We start from the raw sequence: 21,757 nt of genomic DNA on the forward strand, positions 1-21,757 counted from the left end.
TTTCCCGGCCGCAAGCCGCCGCTCCTCAAGCTGCTGCACTGTCCAGTGCTTTGGCTGCCACGCCATGGACGCCCCCCTCCATGGCATAACCCTCAGCCCCTAACCCGACTTCCCTGAAGGGGTTTAGCGCCCGAGCGCCGCCCGCGTGGCGGCCTCCCGCCGTCGGGCCGCGAGCACCGTGGGCACCGCGAGCACCGACATGGCCACCATGACGAGCGCGGCGCCGAGCAATTCGCGCGTCCCCACGCCGGGCAGTCCCAGGAACAGCGACAGCCCCACCGTGGCCACCACACCAGAGAGCACGCTGGACGCGCGATTCACCGGCACGGAAAAGGCATTCTCCCTCGCGTCCAGGAGGATGAGCCCGCCGAAGATGCCGGTCCCCTGGGACAGCAGGCCCACCAGCACCTCCTCCAGCAGCCGCCCCCGGGCGAACATGCCGGTGAAGCCCTCGCGGATGTCCTGCGCCGCGGCGGAGCCACCCCAGAGCGCCACCCCGGCGAGCACGAGCACGAGGAAGGGCGTGGCCACCATCTGCTCCTCCACGAAGTAGCGCGTGGACAGCGACTTGTCCTCGGACTTGGCCAGCCGGCTCATGGCGCGCAGCCGGATGAAGTAGCTGAGCAGGTACACGCCCACATCCACCATGGCCACCACCGTCATGGTGGCCCGCGCATCCGTTCCCGACGCGACGACCACCGCCGAAAAGCTCAAGCCCAGCGCCACCCACGAGGGCCAGCGCACACGCCTGCGGCTCAGGACGTCCACCACGGGCGCCAGCACCAGCACGCCGCCGCGCATCAGCAGCATCATGAAGACGATGGAGGTGCCCTCCAGCGTGTACGCCAGCGTCGTGGTGCCGATGATGGCCGCCGAGCACATCCCGGACAGGAAGGTCCACGGCCCCGGCGAGGGCACCCGCAGGCCCAGCACCTTCCGGTGCCCCGCGAAGCGCCACCAGCGCTTGAGCGTGAGGAAGACGAACATGCCCACCATCGACGTCGCCGCGCTCACCGGCAGCAACGTGAAGCCGACGATGCCCTCCTCCATGCCCGGCAGGGAGCCGCTCGACAACGCCTTCGTCAGCGCGCTGTAGGGGGCATAGGCCGCGAAGTACCCGAAGGCATAGACCCAGATGGTGAGGTCGGTGGAGTCGTCGTGCTGCGTCGAAGGAGCGGCCAGTGCGGACCTCGGGACAGGGCCAGATGGACACCGTACAGCAAGGCGCGTGCCCTGGCCCGCACCGGCTGGAACAACCGCCCCATGCAATCAGTGCGAGCCCTCGTCCGTAGGCCTCTCAACTCGGATGTCTCAGGAGCCCGCCCATGCGCTCATCGCTGCTGCCGACCCTGGCCCTCGCCGCCACCCTCACCTTCCCGGCCTTCGCGGCGGATGACGCGGCGAAGAAGCCCAACGACATCAAGGTCGTCTGCGCCACCACGTCCAAGGATGGCAGCCGCGCCGTGCAGGGCACGGACCTGGTCATCGAGGCCGGGGACAAGGTGACGGACGCGGTCGCCGTGGACGGCAACGTCATCATCCGCAAGGGCGCCAGGGTCGACGACGCCGTCGCCATCCGGGGCCGCGTCATCGTCGAGGCCGGCGCCCGCGTGACGGGCGACGCCGTCTCCATGGGTGGGGAGGTCCGCATCCAGAACGGCGCGCGCGTGGACGGCAGCGCCATCGCCCTGGGCGGCAAGCTCACCGTGGACAAGGACGGCGTCATCGGCGGCGACAGGATCAGCCTGTCCTTCGAGATTGGCGGCAAGGACCTGCTGCGCGGCTTCATCGAGGAAGCGCTCGAGGAAGAGACGGGCTGTCACATCATCGACGAGGACGACGAGGACAAGGGCGAAGACAAGGACGTCTGAACGACGTCCCCTCCCAGCCCGCGTGGAGTGCTACGCGGCGCTGACGGTATCCGGGGCGGAGTCCGCGTCCCGGGTCAACGGCTGGAGCGAGGCGCGCAGCGAGAGGATCTGCTCGCGCGCCAGCGTCTTGAGCTTCTCCAGGTCATCCATCGTCATGCCCTTGGTGGAGATGGGCGTGCCCACCGTCACCATGCCGCGCGAGGTGGAGAAGCGCCACGAGTGCTTCGGCAGCGCCTTGCGCGTCCCGCTCACCGCCAGCGGCAGCACGTCCGCCTGACGCTCGATGGCCAGCCGGAACGCGCCGTCCTTGAAGGGCAACAGCTCGTCCGTCTTCGAGCGCGTGCCCTCCGGGAAGATCATCACCGGCATCCCCTTCTCCATCCACTCCTTGCAGCGCGCCATCGCGCCCGTGGCGGACTCGCGGTCTCCCCGGTGCACGGGGATGTCGCCAGCGAGGCTCATCATCCACCCCACCACGGGAATCTTGAAGAGGTTGGCCTTGCCCAGCCACTTCATCTCCCAGGGCAGATGGGAGATGAGGAACGGGTCCGCGTTGGACTCGTGGTTGCTCACCACCACCGTGTTGGGGGCCACCCGCTCCGGCACCGCGCCGTGCACCCGGAAGCGCCAGTACGGCGTCAGCTTCGCCGCGGTGACGCCCACCATCCGGAAGCACCGGCCCGTGGCGTAGCGCGTCTTGTCGAACGGCAACGTGAAGATGGCGATGACGAGCTGAACGAAGAAACCGACCAGCGCGACGATTCCAATCTCGACCCAGGTCCAGATGGAGAGCAGTGCGTTCATGAGAGAGCCTCGAGCAATCGTCAGCGGACAGCGGAGTCCAGGTCCACGCTCACCGGGCAGTGGTCCGAACCCGACACGTCGGGGTGGATGGCGGCGCGCTTGACGTAGGCCATGGCTCCGGGAGACGCCAGGACGTAGTCGATACGCCAGCCGATGTTCTTCTCCCGCACCCCGAAGCGCTGGCTCCACCACGAGTAGTGGCCGCCGCCCTTGTGGAAGTGTCGGAAGCTGTCGACCCAGCCCGCCCGGAGCCACCGGTCCAGCTCCTCGCGCTCCTCCGGACGGAAGCCGCTCGTCTCGCGGTTCTCCCGGGGACGCGCCAGGTCGATGTCTTGATGCGCCGTGTTGAAGTCGCCCACCACCAGCACCCGCCCGCCATCGCGCAGCGGCTTCTCCAGCTCCGCGAAGAGGCGTCGGTAGAAGGCCAGCTTGAAGGGGATGCGGCTCAGGTCCCGGTCCTTCCCGTTGCCGTTGGGGAAGTACACGTTGGCCACCGTGAGCTTGCCGAAGCGGGCGAGCTGGAGCCGGCCCTCCACGTCCATCTCCGGGATGCCCAGACGGGTCTCCACCACGTCGGGTTCATCTCGGGAGAACAGGCCCACGCCGCTGTAACCAGGGCGCTCCGCGGACGAGAAGTGCGTCTTCCATCGGGGCGGGGTGCGGACCTCGTTGGGCAGCTGGTCGGCGCGCGCACGCACCTCCTGCAGCGCCACCACCTGCGCCCTCGCGCCCGACAACCACGGCAAGAAGCCCTTGCCGTGGGCCGAACGCAGTCCATTCACGTTCCATGAGACGACTCGCACGGAACGCTTATGGCCCGGCCGGGCCGGGTTTTCCAGCCCCTACCGGTTCAGAGACCGGTAGGGGCCGGGGATGCCCGTCAACTACTCCGTGGCGCTGGAGGAGTTCTGGGGCTGACGCGTCGTCCGGAGAATGAAGTCGGACGCATTGTCCTGCGAGTCATACCCGTTGCCAGCCGTCGCATCCGAGCCGTTCTCCATGGTCGCCGCCGTGGAGGAGATGGACGCCTTGCGCTCGAAGCTCCCCGCCGCCGCTGGGATGGTCGGGAAGGCCGTGCCTTCCGGGGCATTGCCAGCGCGGTAGGCGAACGCATCCACGGTGGCCGGGTCATTCACCTCGAGGCCCAGCGCCGACGTACCGATGCGCAGGCTGCCGCCGCCATTGGCGCTGGCCGACATGGAGAAGGCCGTGCCCCAGCTCGCGTCGCCGCTAACTGCGCCCGAGTACTGCGGATGCACCACGAGGTAGAAGCCTCGGGGCTGGATGGTGGCACCGGCCGGCAGCGTGGCCGACAGGTACCTGTCACCCGCCACGCTCTTGTACTGGACCTTCCAGCCGGACAGGTCCACCGCGGTGGCGGTGGGGTTGAACAGCTCGATGAACTCGTCGTTCGCGTTGCCCGCGCCCGCCGGAGCCGCCTCGCTGATGACGACGTGGTCCGCGCCCGTGGGCGCGTCCGTCACGCGAAGCTGCGCCGACACCGACTGGGTGTCCAGCGTGGCCACGACCAGGCCCTCACCGCTGGCGTTGGCCGCGACCAGGTCGAACTTGGCGGACAACGTGTCGGCCCGCACAATCACCTCGGCCGGCACGGCGCCCAGGCTGGCCGGCTGCACCTCCAGGTACACCGTCGTGTCCACCGCCGGAGGCACATCCAGCGTCACCGTGAAGGCGAACGCGGAGCCTCCGGTCACCACGGCGACCTCGGGCGAGAGCTGCGCCAGCGCCGCCGGCTGAGCCGCGGCCAGCACCTGCACCAGGGCATCGCGAGTCACGCCGCCCAGGCTGGCCGTCAGCGTGGCCTTCTGCACGTCCGGATCCTGCGACGCGTCAGCGCTCAGGATGACGACCGCGGAACGCTGGCCCGCGGGGATCATCACCTGCCCACCCTCCACGGTGACAGCGGGGCTGGACGACGCCACCGTCACCACCGTGTCCTGGAGCGCCGGGCCGCTGAGCGTCACCGTCAGCGGCTCCGGGAACGTCGGGCCGCTGGAGCCCGAGCGCACGAACACGCCCGTGGGGGCCAGCGAGGCCAGCGTCGCCTCACCTGTCCCCGCGGGTACCAGGTCCGCGGCGGAGCGCGGCTCGATCTTCGAGTGGTCATTGCGCAGCTCCAGCACGCCGGTGATGGAGAAGAACCGGTCTCCCAGCGCGGGCAGCGAGAACGCGTACAGGTAGTCGTTGATGCGCAGCGAGCCGTTCACCTCGAACTCACCGGTGGGCGCGCTTTCGCCGCCAGCCGGCGCGGGCGCGATGTTCGTCACGTCCACCTGCGACACCCGCACCAGCACGCCTTCCAGCGGAGCGGCGCGCAGGCCGCCCGTGGCGATCTCCGCGGGCGTCACCACCTGCGGAGCCGGCAGCGTGCTGCCCTGGCTAACGATGGTCGCCGTGGGCGTGGCGATCTGCAGCTGACCGAAGTAGTTGGCCACCGTGCCGTTGACGTTCACTCGCACGCCCGCCACCACGTTGCTCGGGGGCGCGGTGCGGGTGAAGACGAAGACGCCGGAGTAGTCCGCGCCCTGGTAGCCCTGATCCAACGGGTTGACCTGGACGAAGTAGCCCGTGCTGCCCACGCCGGTGACGGTGACGTTGGACAGGCCCACGCGCTGGCCCACCCACGCCGAGCCTCCACCCGGAGCCGGCTCCTTCACCTGGTAGATGGACAGCGGGCACGCCGTGTCGCCCGGGTTGGGAGACGCGCAGATGTCACACACGTCGCCGCGTCCGTCGCCATCCGCGTCGGCCTGGTCGGCGTTGGGCACGCCGGGGCAGTTGTCCACGGCGTTGATGACGCCGTCGGCATCCGAGTCGTTCGGGTTGGGCCGCGCGCACAGCGTGGTGTTCGCGTTCAGCGGGCACACGTCGCACGCGTCACCGACGCTGTCGCCGTCCTCGTCCCGCTGGAGCCCCTGGTCCATCGGGCGCACCGGGTTGAAGACCGCCGGGCAGTTGTCCTGCGCATCGGGGATGCCATCGCCGTCCACGTCCGTGCCGGTGGGGTCACCGGAGTAGACGGTGGAGCCCGTCACGGAGGCCGGGTAGCGGGAGTCCGTGGAGGCGCGGCGCGGCTCGCACACCGGCTCGCTCGCCGGCACGGTGCAGGAGAACAGCGGGTAGGCGCCGTTGTTGCTCGAGGTCAGAGAGGCCAGCGACGTGCTGATCTCCGACTGGAGGCACACCGAGCGCTGCGCGCCGCACACGACCAGCGTGTCGCAGCTCGCGCCACCCAGGGCGGTGACCACCGCCGCCTCACCGTAGAGCGGCGTACCGCCGCGCATCGTCAGCACCACGTCCGCGGGCTCCGCCATGATGACGGCGCGGTACGGCGAGTCCACATGGCCGTTGAGCCGGAAGATGGCCACGTCCGCCAGCTTGCCCGGCGCCAGCGCGCCCGTGTTCGTGGCCTGGAACGCGTGGGCCGCGTTGCCAGTCACCATCGCCCACGTCTCCGCGTCGGTCAGCGAGTTGTTGAAGTAATCACTGTCCAACGAGTCCGCGCAGCGCAGCTCACGCAGGATGTTCATGGAGCCGGAGCGCAGCCAGTCGGTGCCCAGCGCGATGTTCACACCCAGGGACTTGTAGAGCGGAACCGCGGCCGTATCGCCATACAGGCCGATGTTGGAGCGCGGCGACCAGACCAGGCTGCTGCCCTTGCCGGAAATCATGGAGATGTCGGCGGCGCGCAACCCGATGCCATGGACGATGGCCGTGCGCTGGCTGAGGATGTCCTGGCCACCAGACTGCTGACCGGAGAGGCAGAGGAACTCGTTGCGCGCGGTGCCTTCGATGCCCTCGGCGATGTGCGGCAGATAGGCCGAGGCGGCCGGAATGTCCGACGGCGTGTCGATGCCCGCGTAGCCACAGCCGCTCGCCACTTCGCGACCGTCGCTGTCGCTCAACGGGAACGTCTGGTAGTTCGCGCCCGAGCCCGCCCCCAGGCCTTCCTGGTTGCTGCCCGTCTCGGAGAGGTTCGGCGCGTCCAGGTTGCGCAGCAACCCCTTGGCGCCACCCGAGCCGGCGATGGACGTGGTGCCCGCGATGACCTGGCGCAGCTCGCCCCAGCGAATCCCATCCGCGTTCGTCGTGCCGCCCGCGGAGATGCGCGTGTGGCCGTTGTTGCCTTCACGCCAGTCGTGGCGGTGCTCGTAGCGCTCTTCCACCGTCGAGCCGGTCGCCACGTAGGGCGCCGCCTGGAACGTGATGTGGTCATGCGAGTTGATGAGACCCGGCGACACCACCGCCTGCGGGCACGTCACGCGAGTGGCCGTGGACGCGCCTGGGGTCTGCGAGCAATCACAGCTCACACACTGGATGATGCCCGCGGAGTCCACGAGCATCTGCCCACCCTGGTAGACCTTGTCCGGCGCCAGGATGATGCCCGTGAACAGTCGCGCGGCGCCGCCCGACTCCACCGAGCAGGACCCCGTCGGAGGAGGCGGCAGGTTCGCCGCCGGGCACATCACCACCGTCTCACCCGAGCCAGCGTCCGTGCCGGCATCGCTCCCCGAACCCGCATCCGGCTCGCCAGTACCGGCGTCCGTCCCCGCATCCGTCTCCACCGGGCCGGCATCCGTGCCCGCGTCCGTCTCCACCGGGCCGGCATCCGTGCCCGCGTCCGTCTCCACTGGGCCGGCATCCGTGCCCGCGTCCGTCTCGACAGGACCGGCGTCCGTGCCCGCGTCCGTCTCCACCGGACCCGCATCCGTCTCCCCGGGGCCTGCGTCGATGCCGGCGTCCGTCTCGACAGGACCGGCGTCCGTCTCCACCTGGCCCGCATCCGTGCCCGCGTCCGTCTCCACCGGGCCAGCGTCCGTACCCGAATCCGTCTCCACCGGGCCAGCGTCCGTACCCGAATCCGTGCCCGAATCCGTCTCTACGGGACCCGCATCCGGCTCACCGGCATCCGGCTCACCCGCGTCAGGTACCGTGGGACCGGCATCCGTGCCCGCGTCAGGCGTCGGCTGACAGCTGCTTTCACAGCCATCCCCATTGGTGGTGTTGCCGTCGTCACAGCGCTCGCCACTTTCGACGACACCATTTCCACAGACAGGGTTGGAAGGAGGGTCGTCACCATCACAAGCTGAGACGACCAGGAGCAGCGCCGTGAGAGGCGCCAGCAGTTGGCGGAAAGACCAGGACATGTAGGGGACGCTCCGGAGTGGCAGACCTGCGGGGGGCTGAATCCTACAACCGTCATGCATCTTTCAATCAGCAAAATTTCAACAACACCGTAGCAAAATGCAACTCCCGGGGTGCTTTCCACCCCAGCAAAACCCGGCCAATTCCCGTGTTTTCGAGACTCTAAGGGTTGACCACCACAACCCTGTTCCTTTGAAACCTCTCAGACAACCTCCCAGTGCGGGCACGAAGTGTCGCGAGTCCGGACGCTTACGCGGAGTGTTTACTTCCCGTCAGCGACGCCCATAGTGAGACATCGGAAACACGGACTGGATGTCTGTGTTTCTTGAGAAGTCTCTCAGAAACACAAAGGTCGCGTTTCACGGCTTAATCATGAAATCGCTCTCGTCGAGGGCGGTTCAGGGGGATGTGTGTCTTCAACCAAGAATCGACAACACCCGGGGGGGAGACCCCTACCCGGAGGCCGGGTCGCGCCCACGCTCGGGCGATCCTTCCTGGCGGCCGCGCTGGTCTCCAGCCTCGCCTGCCAACCGGACGGAACCGACGCGTCCCCGCGGGCCGCTCCAGGCCACCAGCCCATGGCGCCCACGCAGGAGAAGTTGGTGGGCTCCTCGCCACAGGCGGTCGCGGAGCCCACGTGCGCGCGGACGATCTTCGCGGACGTGGTCGCGCTGGACCAGGTCTACACCTACAACCGGCTGGGCTCCTTCAACCCCACGGGCATGATCTACGCCCTCCGTGAGGACGTGGAGGCCATCAGCCCGAGCAAGCCCGCGGGGCCCGGCAACGCGCGGCTGAAGACGAACAAGCGCCCCCGCCCGCTCACCCTGCGCGCCAACGTGGGGGACTGCCTCCACGTGAAGTTCACCAACTGGCTGGCCCCCACCCGCTCGGCGATTCCCAGCGCGGAGGAGTCCCAGCCCGGCCCGAGCAAGGCGGGCGGTTCCACCACGCAGAGCTTCCTGCGCAAGCTCTTGCCGCTCTGGGTGTGGACGCCCTCGTATGACGCCGTCCTCTCGCTCATCAAGGGCGAGGCGGTGGGCGGCCGGTGGTTCTGGCTCGGCGAGGACAAGGAGGCGGACAGCGACCACCGCGACAACTCCCCCGCCACGCGCCACGCCTCCATCCACGTGCAGGGCCTGCAGTACCGGAACATCCTCTCCGACGGCGCCAACGTCGGCTACAACCCCAGCAGCCTCGTGCCCTCCGGAGGCTCGCTCGACTACGAGTGGTACGCCGACCACGAGGGCGTCTTCTTCTTCCACAGCATGGGAGCCTCGTTCGGCGGCGAGGGCGACGGAGGCTCCACCGCGCAGGGCCTCTTCGGCGCCGTCAACGTGGAGCCCGCGGGCAGCAGCTGGTACCGCTCCAAGGTGAGCGCGACCGTGCTCAAGTCCGTCACCACGGGCACCAACCCGGACGGCACGCCGCTCATCCAGTACGAGAAGCTGGATGACTCCAACCGTCCGTACCTGGCCATCCTGGATGCCAATCGGCAGATCCGTCACGGCGACCTGGAGGCCATCATCACCGGCTACAAGGACACGTCGGTGGGCACCCGGACGTCCATCGACCAGGGCCACTTCCGCGAACTCACGGCCATCTACCACGATGAAATCAAGGCGGTTCAGGCCTTCGACGAGCTGGAGTGGAACCCGACGTTCCACAGCGTCCGCGACGGCTTCGGGGTGAACTACGGCGTGGCGGGCCTGGGCGCGGAGCTCATCGCCAACCGCGCGAAGATTGGCCCCACCAAGGACTGCGTCACCTGCGAGTACGAGGAGTTCTTCCTCGAGTCCTGGGCCAATGGCGACCCGGCGATGAACGTGGAGAAGGACGCCTCCGGCAAGGCCGTGGCGGCGCTCTATCCGGACGACCCGACCAACGTGCACCACAGCTACCTGGGCGACCCGGTGCGCATCCGCAACATCCACGCGGGCCCCGCGGAGACCCACGTCTTCCACCTCCACGCCCACCAGTGGAAGTACTCCCCCGGCGCCCAGGACTCCAACTACCTGGACTCGCAGACGGTCAGCCCCGGCTCGGCCTTCACCTACGACATCAACTTCGGAGGCTCCGGCAACCGCAACCTCACCGTGGGCGACTCCATCCACCACTGCCACCTGTATCCGCACTTCGCCCAGGGCATGTGGGCGCTGTGGCGCGTGCATGACGTGTTCGAGGCCGGCACCAAGGACCGCGTGCTGCCCGACGCGGAGATCAAGAACGGCACGCCCAACCCGGCCGTCATCCCCATCCCCAGCCGGGCCATGCCGCCCATGCCCACGTATGTCGCCACCACGGTGAGCACACCGTCGGGCCCGATGACGCGGCCCGCGTTCCCCGGCTACCCCTTCTACATCCCGGGCATGCCCGGCCGCCGGACGCCCCAGGCGCCCCTGGACCTGGAGTTCGACGGCGGCCTGCCGCGCCACATCGTCACCAACGCGGTGGGCCCGGTGGCCTATGGCAACTCGGGGCGCTTCGACGTGGACCCGACGGCGCTCAACATCAAGCTGCTGCCCCAGGCCGGCACTCCGACGGAGAAGGCCGCCATGGCCTTCCACTCCGGCGACTTCCCCAGCTCCGTCGGCGCCACCGCACCGTCCATCGTGCCGCTGCACAACGACCCCGTCTTCGCGGAGACGGTGAAGTACTACCCCGGCTACACCGCGCTGGGCGGCACCGGGAAGTTCCTCGTCAACGGCCGGCCCCCCGTCGCCGGTGCACCCTTCGCGGACCCGTGTCCGGCGCGCACGACGAAGCGCAACTACCGCGCGACCTATCTCCAAATCGCCATGCAGCGGGTGAACCGGGCCGGCTGGCATGACCCGCAGGCGCGACTGATGGTGCTCAACGAGGACGTGCCGGCGACCCAGGACGGCAAGCGGCCTCCAGAGCCCTTCTTCTTCCGCGCCGAGTCGGGCGAGTGCATCAACTTCTACGCCACCAACCTCATCCCCGCGCACCTGGCACCGGATGACTTCCAGATCTACACGCCCACGGACATCATCGGTCAGCACATCCACCTGGTGAAGTTCGACGTGACGGCGGCGGACGGCGCTGGCAACGGCTGGAACTACGAGGACGGCACACTGTCCTCGGACACGGTGGCGCACCGCATCCACCTGGCCAACGCGGCGGGCGGCGCCTTCGTGGCGGATGGCAACGTGGGCGAGACGGGCGCGCGCGTGTACCTCACCGCACCCGCGTCGCACCCGCGCATCCCCCGCGCGCCGGGCACCGCGCAGACCAGCGTGCAGCGCTGGTGGGCGGACCCGCTGCTCAGCGACTCGGGCAAGGAGCACCCGCTGGAGACCGTGTTCACCCACGACCACTTCGGCCCGTCGTCCCATCAGCAGCACGGCTTCTACGGCGCGTTGATCGTCGAACCGAAGGGCTCCAAGTGGAGGGACCCTCGCACGGGCATCTTCTACGGCTCGCGCGTGGCGGACGGTGGCCCGACGAGCTGGAGCGCGGACATCATCACCGCGAACCCGGCCAACAGCTTCCGCGAGTTCGCCATCGCCTTCGCGGACTACGTGCCCCTCTACGACGAGTGCGGCAAGCCGGTGAACCCGCCCAACTACAAGGAGGAGAAGCTGCCGTGGGCGGTCGGCTTCGAGTCCACACCCATGCCGGAGGCCATCAGCGCCGCCGACCCGGGCGGGATGACCATCAACTACCACAACGAGCCCATCCCCCACCGCATCTCCACGCGCCTCAGTTGCAGCGATCGGGTGCAGCGCAGCGGGACGCGCGGAGACATGGCCAACGTCTTCCGCTCGGACATCCACGGCGACCCGTACACGCCGGTGATGTACGGCAACCCGGGCGACAACATCCGCATCCGCCTCATCCAGGGCTCACAGGAGGAGCAGCACTCCTTCACCCTCCACGGCAACAAGTGGCTCAAGGAGCTGTACGACCCGGACAGCGGCTTCTACAACGCGCAGCCCATCGGCATCTCGGAGAAGTTCGAGTTCAACCTGACCGGCGGCCTGCCGCAGATCATCGGCCCGTACGAGACGGCGGACTACATGTACATGAGCGCTTCCACGGGCGACCTGTGGAACGGCATGTGGGGCATCCTCCGCACGACGAAGAACCGGCTGCGCAACACCCGCACCCTGGCGGACGTGGCCCTGCTGGCCGCGGACGAGAACCCGAAGCTCCAGTCTGTCGCCACCCGGGGCGCGGCGAACGGAGAGGTGCAGCCCTACCCGCCGTTCACCCTGCTGGACCTGCCCGACGAGGCGGGCCTGGAGGTGTTGGATCCGGAGAAGGAGCGCGACTCCGTGGAGGACTCCTACGAGGTGGACGAGACGGGCAAGCCGGTGAAGCAGCGCACCGTCGAGCACCTCATGGCGGACCGCGAGGGGATGATGCGAATCGACAAGGACCTGGTGCTCCAGTACGAGGCGCTCCAGTGGTTCGGCATCAAGCCCATCAAGACGGACTCGTGTCCGAAGGGCTCGCCGGTGCGGCTGTACCGGGTCTCCGCCATCGACGCGAAGAACCACATCGCCGGCAAGCGGCTCGTCTACAACGACGCGCACAAGATCTACGACCCGGACGCCATCATCTTCGCGCAGGACGCGCACCTGGCCGGGCTGAAGGCCGGCACGCGCAAGCCGGAGCCGCTCATCCTCAGGGCCCGCGCGGGTGAGTGCATCCAGGTCATCCTGACCAACCGGCTGCCATCCACCACCCTGCCGAAGTCGTACGTCTGGGCGCACCACTCGGCCATCACTCCGCGCTTCAACGTCAACCAGGTGCGGATGTCGAACCACGTGTCGCTGCATCCGCAGCTCGTCAACTACGACGTCAACGTGGACGACGGCGCCAACGTGGGCCTCAACGCGGTGCAGACGGTTCCGCCCGGCGGCACGCGCGCGTACCGGTGGTTCGCCGGTGAGTTCAAGAGCTCGCCGTTCGGCACCCCGTTCCCCTGGGGCCGCAGGACGCCCATGGAGTTCGGCATCGTCAACCTGCGCAACATGGCGGACGTGGTGAACCACGGCATGCACGGCGCCATCGGCGCGCTCGTCATCGAGCCCGCTGACGCCTCATGGACGGCCGACCCCGGCACCGAGGCCCAGGCCTACGTCTCGTACACCCGGGCCGACGGCAAGCCGGAGACGTTCCGCGAGTTCGTCGCCCTCTTCCAGGACGACCTGGGCCTGCACAGTGATGACTCCACCTTCTGGGACACGGATGGCCTGGAGAGCGGCACGGCGCTGCGCAACACGGCGGGAATCGACGACTCGCAGGACACCGGACAGAAGGGCTTCAACTATCGCACCGAGCCCCTGTGGGCCCGCCTGGGCGTGCCGCCCCAGACGGACATGGAGACGCTCAACGATTACGACCTGCGCGACATCTTGAGCTCCACCGCGCATGGCGACCCGGCCACGCCCGTGTTCGAGGTCAAGGTGAACGACCCGGTGCGCTGGCGCTTCGGCCATCCCTCCGGTCACTCACGGCAGCACGCCATCTCCATGCATGGCGCGGAGTGGCGCCGCAACCCGTGGCTCGCGGGCAGCCAGTCGCGCGTCATGGGCCCCAACGCCACGTCACCCATCATCTCCACCCAGGGCGGAGCGTCGGTGATGCAGTCGTACACGATGATCCCCGAGTACGGCGCGGGCGGTGCCTCCAGCGTCAAGGGCGACTACCTCTACCGGGACCACGCCAGCTTCCTGTGGAGCGCTGGCGGCCTGTGGGGCGTGTACCGGGTGAAGTAGCGGCTGCTCGCTGTCGGTTCCGGGCGACGCGGTCCACAGCTGACCGCGTCGCCCCCTTCTCTCTCTTCGGTGTCCCTGGAAGTCCCCGCACCATGCGCAAGAGCCTTGTCTTCACCACCCTCGGCCTGCTGTCCGTGGGCGCACTCAGCGCCGCCGGATGGAATCTCCGCGTTCGAGCACACCCGGACGTCCCCGCGGCCGCGCCGCCCCTCCCCGCCCCGGAACCAGTCTTGGCCGAGCGCGAGGGTGTCTCGGTGCGGTTCGATTTATCGCTGACCCCTCGTCCCCGGGAGGCCGCGGCCGGCGCGCCGCTCCAGGGCACCGCGCGCTTCGTCCTCCAGGACGCGAAGTCCCACGCACCGCTCCAGGGCCGGCGTGTGCTCGGCTGGATGTCGCTGCGGGAGAAGGGCGCCGCGCCCCTGGACGACGCGGCCTGCACGGCGCGCGTGAAGACCTATCTGGGCGGGCTGCTCTCCGCGCGCGCGGACGTGGACCTGAACGCCTACTGGTTCCTCACCCTCAACCATGACCACACGGTGTCGGTCATCAACCCGCAGATCGCCTTCGAGCGCACCAAACTGCACAGCCTCGTGTCCGTGGGCGGCGAGGCTGCCGACTGGGCGATGCTCAACGACCGCTCCGCGCTCTACGTGACGGTGGCCTCCGGCAACAGCGTGTCCGTGGTGGACATGGAGCGCTTCCTCGCGACGCGGACGGTGCGCGTGGGACAGCAGCCGGGCCGCATCGCGGTGGCGCCGGATGGCCGCACCGCGTGGGTGAGCAACGATGGGGACGGCACCGTGAGCGTCCTCGACACCGCGGCCCACGCGGAGGTGGAGACCCTGCGCGTGGGCGCGGGCCGCCACGAGTTCGCCTTCTCCGACGAGGGCCGCATCGCCTGGGTCACCAGCACCGAGGCGGACGTGCTGACCGCCGTGGACGTGGCCTCTCGCGAGGTGCTGGGCACCGTGAAGGTGGGCGTGGGCGTGGGTGACGTGGCCTGGAGCCCCGTGGCTCGAGCCCTCTTCGTGGTCCAGCCCCGCTCCAGCGAGGTGCTGGTGGTGGACCCCGAGAAGCGCGAGGTGTCGCGGCGCATCGCCGTGAAGTCCGGGCCGGGCGCGCTGCGGTTCGACCGCTCCGCCCGCTGGGCCTTCCTGCTGTACCCGGAAGCGGGCGCGGTGGACGTCCTCGACGCCGCGCGCAGCCAGGTGGCCCACGCGCTCACCGGCTTCTCCGCGCCGGACTCCGTCGTGTTCACCGAGTCCTTCGGGTACGTGCGCAACACCACCAGCGGGCGCGTGTCCCTGGTGGACCTGAACACGTTGGAGGGCACCGGCACGCCCTCCGTGGTGAACGTCACCATGGGACAGCGCGCGCCCGAGGAGTCTCGTGGGTTGGGCCGCTCGGACCCCATCGCCGCGCTGCCCGAAGGCAACGGCGTCATCGTCGCCGGCACCGCGGACCGGGCCCTCTTCCTCTACCAGGAGGGAATGATGGCGCCGCGAGGCACCCACCTGAACTACGGCCGAGAGCCCCGCGCCGTGCGAGTCCTGGACCGCTCACTGCGCGAGGTGGAGGCAGGCGTCTACTCCGCCACGGCCACGGTGCGGGAGAACGGCACCTACGACGTGCAGTTGCTCCTGGACAACCCCCGCGCCATCGTCTGCATGCAGTGGCAGGTGGGCGGCATTCCCGAGGACGCGGCGCTCGCGAAGAAGCTCCCGCTGACCCTCACTCCCGCGTTCGACCCGAAGACGCTGCTCACCGCCGGCACCACCACGCCGCTGCGCTTCAAGCTGGAGCCCACCCCGGGCATGACGGGCATGCCCCCCGTGCAGCCCGAGGAGATTCGCGTCCTCCTGTTCAAGACGCCCGGCACCTGGCAGTGGCGCACGGAGCCCCGGCGCACCGCCGACGGCGGCTTCGAGGTGGACTTCACCCCGCCGACACCGGGCCAGTACAAGCTCGTGGTGGGCGTCGAGAGTCGGAGCATCGACCTGGGCCGGCTGCCTCACTTCACCTTTGGCGTTGTCGAGGCTCCCGCCGCGACGACCGCGTCCGCTTCCGAGGTCCACCGATGATACCGCGCCTGGTGTCTCCCCTGAAAATCAGCAGCCTCGCGCTGGCCCTGGTGTGGGCCCCTCTCGTGCTCGCGCAGGAGGTCGCGGTGCCGACGCCCAAGGCCGCTTCCTCGGCCTCGTCGCTGGACGTGGAGGTACCCGACGTGGCGCTGGTGGACCAGACGGGCCGCGAGGTGAAGCTGTGGACGGACCTGGTCCGCGGCCACACGGTGGCCATCAACTTCATCTTCACGCGATGCAAGACCATCTGCTCGCCGATGACGGCGACGGTGGCACGGGTGCAGAAGGAGCTGGGCCCGCGGAGCAACGTGCGCTTCATCTCCATCACGCTGGACGTGGCCAACGACACGCCCGAGCGCATGGCCAGGTTCGCCGAGCCCTTCAAGCCAGGTCCCGGCTGGTCCTTCCTCACGGGCGAACCGGCGAAGGTGAAGGAGGCACTGGTGGCGCTCGGCGGCTATGTGCCGGACAAGGAGGCGCACCGTCCCACCGTCCTGGTGGGCAACGCGGTGTCGAACACGTGGACGCGTGTGGACGGGCTGGGCAGTCCGAGCGCCATCCTCTCCGCCATCCGTGAAGTCCAGGCCGCTTCCGCCGGCCCCGCGGAGTTGGGGCCCCAGGCCCGTGACGCCGCAGCCCAGGACGCCGCAGCCGCGAAGTACTTCACCAACACGGAGCTGGTGGACCAGCACGGCAAGACGCACCGCTTCTACGAGGACCTGGTGCGTGGCCGGAAGGTGCTCATCAACTTCGCCTTCACCGCGTGCAAGGGCGCGTGCTCGCCCATCACGAAGCACCTGACGCAGGTGCAGGAGAAGCTCGGCGGGCGCGTGGGCAAGGACATCACGATGATCACCCTCTCGGTGGATCCCGCCAACGACACGCCGAAGAGCCTGGGCACCTTCACGAAGAAGCTCGGCGTCCAACCCGGCTGGTACTTCCTCACGGGCGCGAGGGAGAACATCACCCTCGTGCTCAAGAAGCTGGGGGGCTACGTCGATGACCCGGATGCGCACAACACCACGCTGCTCATCGGCGATTCGGCCACGGGGATGTGGGTGAAGTCTCCGGCGATGGCCCGCGTGGAGAACATCGTCTACGCCGTCGAGCACTTGAACGACCCGAGGTAACGGCATGCCGACGATGCATGACGGAGCCCGCGCACTCGGAGTCTCGCGAGGGGCGCGTGACGCGAGGTGGGTCCTCGCGGTCCTGGCATCGGTATGGCTGGGATGCAAACAGGCGGTCCCGGCTCCCGTGGACCCGCAGGCAGCGAAGCGAGGGCGAAGCCTCTTCCAGCGCGGCCAGAGCGTCCGCGGAGCGCCTCTCATGGGCTTCCTCGCGCCCGAGCGCGTGGAGCTGAGTGGTGAGGTGGCCGCATGCGCCCGTTGTCATGGACCTTCGGGTCGTGGCAGTCGCGAAGGCGGCGTGGAGGTGCCCGACATCACACCCGGCGCCCTCGGACATTCGCGCACGCGGGCGGTGGGCGAGGTCGAGGACCGTGCCCGCCCCGCGTACTCGCGTGCCACGTTGCTGCGTGCCATCACCGAGGGCCGCTCCGCGAGTGGACGCGAGCTGGGGATGACCATGCCTCGCTACGTGCTGGATGATGCGGAGCGAGAAGAGCTGCTCGCGTACCTGGTTCAGCTTGGTGAGCATCCAGACCCGGGAGTCTCCCCCACTACGCTCACGGTGGGCGCGGCGCTGCCCCTCACGGGAAGGCTGGGGCCGCTGGGACAGGAGGCGGCAGCCGTGGTGCGCGCGGTGTTCGCGGACGTGAACGCCAGTGGTGGCATCTTCCGAAGGAAGCTGGAGCTGATTGTCGAAGACGACGCCGCGCTCCATGAACCACGCAACGTGACTCGTTCGAACGCTGAGACCACCACGGGGTTGCTGGCACGTGAGAACCCGACCCGGGTGGAGACAGAAGGTCCCCAGCGTGTCACCCCGGACGCAACCACGCGGCTACTGGACCGAGGCGTACTCGCGCTCGTGGCCAGCATGCGCCGGGGTCCACTTCCTTCCGACACGAGGCTCGCCGCGGAAGGTGCGCCCCTCGTGCTGCCACTGGCCTTGACCGGAGGCACCTCCGAGGAGGACAGCCCCGTGTTCTTCCTGTACCCGGATGAGCCCTCACTCGCGCGGCTGGCGGTGCAGTCCCTCGCAAACACACGAGAGTCCGAGCTGCGACGAAAGCCACTCGTCGTCGTCCACACCGGAGGAGAAGCGGGACAGGCCTGGGCACAGGCCGTGCGCGCCGAGACGACACGTCGGGAGTTCCTCTCCCCCGTGGAGCTGACACTCCCGGATGGGACTCTCCCAGTGGAGCGCTGGGCCTCCGCGCCTCCGCCCGCCGTGTTGTACGCGGGAACCCCCGAGGGGCTGGCCACCTTGCTGCGCGCCCTGGAGGCCAGTGCCCCCACGGTGCGCGTCCTCGCGCCCGCGAGTCTCGCCATCCCCGAGGTGGTAGGCGCATCGACAGCGCGCATCCACTTCCTCTACCCCGCAGGGCTTGGAGAGCGCGCCCCCGAGCTGAAGGACTTCGTCGCGTTCATGAAGCGCCACGGCCTGGCTCCAGGGCACTCCTCGTTTCAATTCGGCGCCTACGCCGCCGCACGTGTGCTGGTGGAAGCCCTCACCCGTACGGGCGCGGAGGTCACTCGCGCCAGCCTGACGCAACAGTTGGAGGCCCTGCGCGACTTCGACACCGGCGTCTCCCCTCCCGTCACCTTCGGCGTCAATCGCCGCGTGGGCATCCAGGGAGGACAGCTCGCTGCGTTGGACCCCACCACGAACCAGCTCGTCGCCGCGTCCGACTGGATGCCGCTGACACCCTAGCGAAGGGTGTGCGGGCATCCGGCCCATGTCCCCGCCTGATGCACGTCAAGGAGCACCAGCAGCCCCTCACGCCACCGCATGCAGCGCCACCGGCACCTCGATGACCATCTCCGTCCCGGAGTCCCTCGGCTCCGGAGCGACGTAGGCGCGGCCACCGTGTTGCTCCGCCACTTCGCGGACGATGGCCAGCCCCAGGCCGGTGCCTGACGTGTGCACGTCATCCAGCACGCGATGGAACGGCTCGAACACGGCCTCGCGCTCGGCCTGAGGGATGCCCGGTCCCAGGTCCGCCACGCGCACCTGATAGCGCCCTCCCTCCCGCATCAGCCGCACGTGAATCTCTCCTCCCTCCGGCGAGAACTTCAGGGCATTGGAGAGCAGGTTGTCCACGGCCTGCCGCAAGCCCCCCGCATCGAAGCTCGCTTCGGCGGGACCGGGCGCATCCAATCGAATCAGCATCCCCCGCCGCTCCGCTTCCGCACGGGCGCCCTCCACCGCCTGCATGACGAGCTGAGACAGGTCTCCCCGCTTCCGGTCCCACGCCCCTCGCCCCGCCACCGCGAGGTCCAGGAGGTTGCCCGCGAGCACCGCCAACCGGTCCACCTCTCGCCGCGAGTCGAGCATGCTGGCGCGCAGCTCCTCCGGCGTCCTCTCTCTCCGCAACGCCAGGTCCATGCTGGTGCGCATCAGCGTGAGCGGAGTGCGCAGCTCATGCGCCGCGCCCGCGATGAGTCGCTCCTGCGTCTCGCGCGCGCCGCGCAGTCGCTCAGTCGCTTCCGCCAGCACCGCTCGCAACTGGCCTATCTCGTCCCGCTCCTGGTCCTCCACGGGAGCACGAGAGAAGTCGCCTTCACGCAGCTGGCCCAGGTGCCGGGTGATGGCCGCAAGCCTTCGCGCCAGCGTCCTCGCCTGTGTCGTCTGCAGCACCAGCAAGGCCAGCCCCAGCATCGCCGACAGCGAGAAGGCCATCCGGTAGTACGTCACCACCGAGCCATCCACCTGCCCCAGCGACGCCGACAACCGCAGCGCATAGCGCTCACCGTGCGGAGAGCGCACATTCACGCGCACCTCACGCCACCGCTCTCCATCCGGGGCGACTTGCGTCACCAGCTGGGGCTCGCCCCCGGGCGCCCCTGGAACGAGTCTCTCCTCCAGCCCCGTCACACCCGCTGGACCTTGCGGGTACCTCACCACGAGCGTTCCATCCGGCCCGTAGAGATAGCCATGGGGCGCGAAGGGCCGCACCTGGTCGAGCAACGGAGACACCGCCATGTGCAGGTGGACCTTCTGCCCGGGACCATCGAAGAGGCTCACGCTCTCCACCGCCGCCTGCGCCAGCAGCGCACGGTCCAACGAGCGCTCCAGGTCATAGCGGAAGAGCTGTCCCGCCAGCCCCAGCGCGACGAGCATCGCCAGCGCGGGGACCAGGGCCCCCAGCAACCAGAGGCGCCGCGTGAGTGTCACGAGGCTTCATCCGTCGTGGACACCGTCAGTTTGTAGCCCACGCCGCGCACGGAGCGGATGGTGACGTCGGAGGCCTGCAAGCGCTCCAGCTTCGCGCGCAGATAGCCCACGTACACATCCAGCACATTGCCATGCCCCTCGAAGTCCGGGCCCCAGGCCTGGGTCATCAACCGGGCGCGCACCTGCGCTTCACCCGGGTGTTTCGCCAGCGCGGAGAAGAGCGCGAACTCCCGGGCCGTCAGCGGCTCCTCGCGTCCACCCCGGCACAGCACCCGGCGGCGAGGGTCCATCACCACGCCGCCCAGTCGCACGGGGCCATCTTCTGATTCACCCCGCCGAGCCAACGCCTCCAACCGCGCCAGCAGCTCCTCGAAGTCGAAGGGCTTCACCAGGTAATCGTCCGCGCCCGAGCGCAGCCCCATCACCTTCTCCGGCGTGGTGCCACGCGCGGTGAGCATCAGCACCGGCGTGCGAACCCCCACGCTCCTCCAGTGCTTGAGCAGGGTGACGCCATCGACCTCCGGGAGCGCCCAGTCCAGGACGATGACTTCGTATCCATCCCGGGTGCCGAGCTCCAACGCCTCGCGTCCTCGGGTGCAGACCTCGACGGTGTGGCCCTCCTCCGTCAATCCCCGCTGGAGCAGGGCCACCATCTTCTCTTCGTCCTCGACGAGCAAAAGTCTCAAGTACACGCCCCCCTGCGTGCCCAGCTTTTCACGCCCCGTGGGCGCGTTGCCAGTGCCATCCAAGTGACGGCCGCGCCCTGGGGCTCACGACGACGGAGAGGAGGGCCGTGACTCGCGAGACGACGGGGACGCGTCGGGCCGCATCCCATGTTCGATGAGGAAGGAGCGCACGGCGTCGGAGATCTCCGTCCCCGCTTCCAGCAGCCCCGCGTGGCCCGCGTCATCCACCTGCATCCAGTGGGCATGCGGCAGTGCATCGCGCATGCGGATCATCTCCCGCAGGGGCACCAGGGTATCGTCGCGCGCGGCGATGATGAGCGTGGGTATCTTCACGGAGGGCAGCACGTCCCACGCGTGGCCTTCCGCCAGCCCGCGCAGCGTGTACCAGTAGGCCCGCGGACTCATCGTTCGCAGCGCCCGCAGGAACTCACTGATGTCGTCCCGAGGCGCGCGAGGCCGCAAGGCCCCCACCGCGCGCGCCAGGGGATAGGCGAAGCGGCTGCCCAGCACCGCGCGCACCACCGGGGTGGCCAGCGGCACCGCGGGGGTCGCCAACCGGAAGACCTCGCGGACGGTGGACAGGGCGGCGCGCGCGGCCAGTCGTGGGTCTCCCGAGCCCGGAGCCCCAGGTGTGCCGGCGATGAGCGTCATCGCGGGCACCAGGTCCGGCCGTCGCCGATACAACTCCAGCAGGACGCGCACGCCCATGGAGAAGGCCACCTGGTGCGGAGGCCGGCCGTCTCCGCGAGCCATCACCTCCTCTGTGATTCGCTCCAGGTCTCCCACGTGCACGGAGACGTCGTAGTCGCCGCCGCGCGACTCCTCGCTGCCACCGTGCCCCCGGTAGTTCCAGTGCACCACCCGGTGGTCCTGCTCCAGACTGGTGACGATGTGCCGCCAGAAGTTCTCCGACGTGCCAATGCCGTTGCTCAGCAACACCGTGGCACGCGACCTCAGGACGCCTTCCGAGGCCTGCTCGTGCAGGTCACCGAAATGGGTGTGCCAGGCCACCCGGGTCCCATCCGGAGCGACGACGTAACGCGTGGTGCGACGATAGGGCATGCCCCTTCACCATGGTGCGGGGACGGCGGGCGCGCAAG

General features: G+C 69.1%; 12 protein-coding genes. 5 read left to right on the forward strand and 7 right to left on the reverse strand.

The window, feature by feature from the left end:
- Positions 1 to 123: 123 nt before the first annotated feature.
- A complete protein-coding gene (locus HUA74_RS43505) occupies positions 124 to 987 on the reverse strand; it encodes a hypothetical protein (RefSeq protein WP_254614759.1) in 864 nt (287 codons plus the stop codon).
- Positions 988 to 1,325: 338 nt separating this feature from the next.
- Between HUA74_RS43505 and HUA74_RS43510 the strand changes: the two genes are divergently transcribed.
- Positions 1,326 to 1,871, forward strand: a complete 546-nt coding sequence (locus HUA74_RS43510) for a hypothetical protein (RefSeq protein WP_174459299.1) — start codon at positions 1,326 to 1,328, stop codon at positions 1,869 to 1,871.
- 30 nt (positions 1,872 to 1,901) lie between these two features.
- Here the strand turns inward: HUA74_RS43510 and HUA74_RS43515 are convergent, their stop codons facing one another.
- The 3 genes from HUA74_RS43515 to HUA74_RS46255 form a co-directional block, all read right to left on the reverse strand.
- Positions 1,902 to 2,675, reverse strand: coding sequence for a 1-acyl-sn-glycerol-3-phosphate acyltransferase (locus HUA74_RS43515; protein WP_141645157.1), 774 nt, complete (start codon positions 2,673 to 2,675; stop codon positions 1,902 to 1,904).
- A gap of 20 nt (positions 2,676 to 2,695) precedes the next feature.
- Positions 2,696 to 3,478, reverse strand: a complete 783-nt coding sequence (locus HUA74_RS43520) for an exodeoxyribonuclease III (RefSeq protein ID WP_174459300.1) — start codon at positions 3,476 to 3,478, stop codon at positions 2,696 to 2,698.
- Between the two features lie 81 nt (positions 3,479 to 3,559).
- Positions 3,560 to 7,843, reverse strand: a complete 4,284-nt coding sequence (locus HUA74_RS46255; protein ID WP_254625526.1) for a lamin tail domain-containing protein — start codon at positions 7,841 to 7,843, stop codon at positions 3,560 to 3,562.
- A 576-nt stretch (positions 7,844 to 8,419) separates the two neighbouring features.
- Here HUA74_RS46255 and HUA74_RS43545 point away from each other — a divergent pair.
- The 4 genes from HUA74_RS43545 (at position 8,420) to HUA74_RS43560 (ending at position 18,507) form a co-directional block, all read left to right on the forward strand.
- Positions 8,420 to 13,588, forward strand: coding sequence for a multicopper oxidase domain-containing protein (locus HUA74_RS43545; RefSeq protein WP_174459301.1), 5,169 nt, complete (start codon positions 8,420 to 8,422; stop codon positions 13,586 to 13,588).
- A gap of 92 nt (positions 13,589 to 13,680) precedes the next feature.
- Entirely contained in the window at positions 13,681 to 15,669 is a 1,989-nt protein-coding gene (locus HUA74_RS43550; protein ID WP_174459302.1) for a YncE family protein, read from the forward strand.
- 11 nt (positions 15,670 to 15,680) lie between these two features.
- The gene (locus tag HUA74_RS43555; RefSeq protein ID WP_371817404.1) at positions 15,681 to 16,799 is read left to right on the forward strand and encodes an SCO family protein; all 1,119 of its coding nucleotides are present in this window, start codon (positions 15,681 to 15,683) and stop codon (positions 16,797 to 16,799) included.
- Between the two features lie 199 nt (positions 16,800 to 16,998).
- Positions 16,999 to 18,507, forward strand: a complete 1,509-nt coding sequence (locus HUA74_RS43560; RefSeq protein WP_254625527.1) for an ABC transporter substrate-binding protein — start codon at positions 16,999 to 17,001, stop codon at positions 18,505 to 18,507.
- A gap of 66 nt (positions 18,508 to 18,573) precedes the next feature.
- Here the strand turns inward: HUA74_RS43560 and HUA74_RS43565 are convergent, their stop codons facing one another.
- From HUA74_RS43565 to HUA74_RS43575, 3 genes are all read right to left on the reverse strand, one after another.
- Positions 18,574 to 19,971: a HAMP domain-containing sensor histidine kinase gene (locus tag HUA74_RS43565; protein WP_174459304.1), complete on the reverse strand. Its 1,398-nt coding sequence runs from the start codon at positions 19,969 to 19,971 to the stop codon at positions 18,574 to 18,576.
- On the reverse strand, positions 19,968 to 20,657 hold the full coding sequence (locus HUA74_RS43570) for a response regulator transcription factor (RefSeq protein WP_141645150.1): 690 nt from the start codon (positions 20,655 to 20,657) through the stop codon (positions 19,968 to 19,970). Before HUA74_RS43570 ends, HUA74_RS43565 begins: the two co-directional genes overlap by 4 nt.
- An 84-nt stretch (positions 20,658 to 20,741) precedes the next feature.
- Positions 20,742 to 21,719 carry an alpha/beta fold hydrolase gene (locus HUA74_RS43575; protein ID WP_174459305.1) on the reverse strand — a complete coding sequence of 326 codons (978 nt, stop codon included), beginning with the start codon at positions 21,717 to 21,719 and terminating at the stop codon, positions 20,742 to 20,744.
- Between the last annotated feature and the right edge of the window lie 38 nt (positions 21,720 to 21,757).

Source organism: Myxococcus sp. CA051A (genome assembly GCF_013336705.1).
Taxonomy (GTDB): Bacteria; Myxococcota; Myxococcia; order Myxococcales; family Myxococcaceae; genus Myxococcus; species Myxococcus llanfairpwllgwyngyllgogerychwyrndrobwllllantysiliogogogochensis.

Excerpts from the sequence above, each read along its gene's own strand:
- HUA74_RS43515 (WP_141645157.1), bottom strand. The coding sequence starts at position 2,675 with ATGAACGCACTGCTCTCCATCTGGACCTGGGTCGAGATTGGAATCGTC.
- HUA74_RS43575 (WP_174459305.1), bottom strand. The coding sequence starts at position 21,719 with ATGCCCTATCGTCGCACCACGCGTTACGTCGTCGCTCCGGATGGGACC.
- HUA74_RS43560 (WP_254625527.1), top strand. The coding sequence starts at position 16,999 with ATGGGCTTCCTCGCGCCCGAGCGCGTGGAGCTGAGTGGTGAGGTGGCC.
- HUA74_RS43545 (WP_174459301.1), top strand. The coding sequence starts at position 8,420 with ATGGCGCCCACGCAGGAGAAGTTGGTGGGCTCCTCGCCACAGGCGGTC.
- HUA74_RS46255 (WP_254625526.1), bottom strand. The coding sequence starts at position 7,843 with ATGTCCTGGTCTTTCCGCCAACTGCTGGCGCCTCTCACGGCGCTGCTC.
- HUA74_RS43505 (WP_254614759.1), bottom strand. The coding sequence starts at position 987 with ATGTTCGTCTTCCTCACGCTCAAGCGCTGGTGGCGCTTCGCGGGGCAC.
- HUA74_RS43550 (WP_174459302.1), top strand. The coding sequence starts at position 13,681 with ATGCGCAAGAGCCTTGTCTTCACCACCCTCGGCCTGCTGTCCGTGGGC.
- HUA74_RS43510 (WP_174459299.1), top strand. The coding sequence starts at position 1,326 with ATGCGCTCATCGCTGCTGCCGACCCTGGCCCTCGCCGCCACCCTCACC.